This is a genomic window from Schinkia azotoformans LMG 9581 (genome assembly GCF_000307855.1).
In the GTDB taxonomy this organism is placed as follows: Bacteria; Bacillota; Bacilli; order Bacillales; family Bacillaceae_J; genus Schinkia; species Schinkia azotoformans.
In genome coordinates this window covers 1-2,491 of the sequence record NZ_AJLR01000013.1, presented here as the reverse complement: position 1 = coordinate 2,491, position 2,491 = coordinate 1, and the positions used below count along the sequence as shown (strand labels likewise).

Below are 2,491 nucleotides of genomic sequence, written 5' to 3'. Positions count from 1 at the left end.
TGTAACTGCTAAACTATTATTAACAGTTTCCGCCAGATAAGATTGAACACTTTTTTACCAAATTAATCCTCTACTAAGCTATGATAAAGCTATCATCATTTGTTTAGTTGGAGGGTATGAGAAAGGTGGAAAAATTAATCTTGTTTTTAGAAATTCATCAATTAAGGGAGAAAGGTTTTAGTAGGTCTGCAATTGCTAGAAAACTGGGTATTTCGAGAAATACAGTCAATAAATATTTAAAAATGACATTCGAGGAAGCAAAAGATTGGGCAGCCTCTCTTGGTAGCAGAACAAAGAAATTGGATTCATATCAGGATAAGATATTAAGTTGGCTGAAAAACGATCCGGACATGTCTTCAGCTCAAGTGGAGGCTTGGTTAAAAGAGCATTATCCGGATTTAGTGGTTGGGGGAAGTACGGTTAGAAACTATGTAAGTCATCTTCGAGATGTTTACCATATTCCTAAGGTTTTACATGTTAGATCATATGAAGCAATAGAGGAATTACCGATGGGACAACAAATGCAGGTGGATTGGGGTGAAATAACGGTTAAGAATTTAGAAAAGAAGGATGTCAAATTATATTTTATTACGTTTGTTTTGTCGCATTCTCGCTTTAAGTATGTGGAATTTTTAGATAGGCCTTTTACTACAAGAGATACCATTAGCTGTCATGAAAAGGCTTTTCAATTTTTTGGAGGAATGCCAAAAGAGATTGTATATGACCAAGACCATCTGATTACAGTCAGCGAAAATGCTGGTGATATTATTCTGACGAGTGAATTTCAAGCATACAAGCAAGATAGAGGTTTTCGAATTTATTTATGCCGTAAGGCAGACCCAGAAAGTAAAGGACGAGTTGAAAATGTGGTGAAATATGTGAAAAGGAATTTTGTGAAACACAGGATATTTTCAAATTTAGAGACATGGAATGAGAAGTGTATTGCATGGTTAGAAAGGACGGGGAATTACAATGTACACAATACAACAAAAAAGAGACCGGTAGAAGTGCACGCCCTCGAAAAGCAACACTTAAAGCCAGTCTCTCCCCTACTCTCTTTCGAGAGCAACCTTGGTTCTAGTATAACAAGAACTATCCATAAGGACAATGTTATAAAATACAAATCTAATCGTTATTCACTCCCATTAGGAACTTATCGCCCAAGGGGAGAAAATAAGGTCTATATAGAAATTCAGGAGGAAAACCTCATTATTCGGAAAGAGCCACAAGGGGAGGTATTAGCTAGACACAAAATATCCCATGGAAAAGGGGAATTGATTAAGAATCGCCAATATACAAGGGATCGCTCAAAAGGAATTCAAGCATACAAGGAAACTGTGATTCGTCAATTTGAAAATCAAGAAAAGGCTGAACAATTTATACATGAAGTAGGATGCCGGTATCCAAGATACATACGTGATCAACTTCAAGTCATTCAATACGCCATTACCCATTTTCGATCAGACATAAACGAAGCCCTAGATGTTTGCATTAAAGACCAGTTATGGAGTGGTAATGATCTTCGTGATATTACCCAACATTTCGCTAGACTAAAAGAAAAAGAAACTCCTAAAGTACCTACGATGCAAAAATCAAAAACAATCAACCCCGCAATAAAAGCTACGGCAGCAACTAGGGATATGGAACAATATATTGAAATTTTAGGGGGCGCTTCATGATGACTAAAACGGTACAACTTCTTCAAGAGCAATTCCGCCATCTTCGGATGACGGAAGTAGCAAATGAACTGCCTGTATTACTTCGTAATGCGGAAAAAATGTCTTGGACTTATCAAGAGATCCTACAGGAAATCCTTACATATGAGTTAAAAAGACGGGAAGAAAAAAATGTGGAAAAGAGGCTCAAGTGGGCAAGGTTTCCTTATTATAAGACATTAAACGAATTTAATATAGAAGAGCAAGCAGCCCTGAGTACCCGACAATTAAACCAGTTAAGAGAGCTTAACTGGTTGGATCAGCAGTACAATATAATCCTACTAGGGCCGCCTGGGGCTGGAAAGACCTTCCTTGCGATCGGTTTAGGTATTGACGCCATTCAAAGGGGATATAAGGTTGTCTTTTCAACTATGGGCGAACTTGTACAACTATTGAAAACAGAAGAATATATTCAAAAATCGAAAGTGCAGCTTAAAAGATTAAGAGAAGCTGATTTGGTTATTATTGATGATTTAATGTATATGGCAATGGATCAACGCGAAGCCAATCTTTTTTTTTATCTAATAAACCATTTATATGAACAAAGTTCCATTATCATCACCTCTAATAAAGGTCCTGAGCAATGGGTGGAGTTGATGGGAGACCAGGGAATCACTACCGCAATTTTAGATCGATTACTTCATAGAGTAGAAGTTATTCAATTAAATGAGAATGACAGCTGGAGATTAAAACATCGCTCAACAATTTTTAATTAATCATTCCCTTGCCTATGAAAAATAGGTGGGGAATTTGAATCATCATAAAAAGTGTTCAAA

General features: G+C 36.7%; 2 protein-coding genes. Both read left to right on the top strand.

Features of this window, described 5'->3' with window-relative positions:
• Positions 1-137: 137 nt before the first annotated feature.
• Complete coding sequence (istA, locus tag BAZO_RS01385) at positions 138-1,679, top strand: IS21 family transposase (RefSeq protein ID WP_169315869.1); 1,542 nt, start codon at positions 138-140, stop codon at positions 1,677-1,679.
• Positions 1,679-2,431 (top strand): IS21-like element helper ATPase IstB, encoded by a 753-nt coding sequence (istB, locus tag BAZO_RS01380; RefSeq protein ID WP_003329400.1) that lies wholly within the window; start codon positions 1,679-1,681, stop codon positions 2,429-2,431. Before istA ends, istB begins: the two co-directional genes overlap by 1 nt.
• Positions 2,432-2,491: the final 60 nt, after the last annotated feature.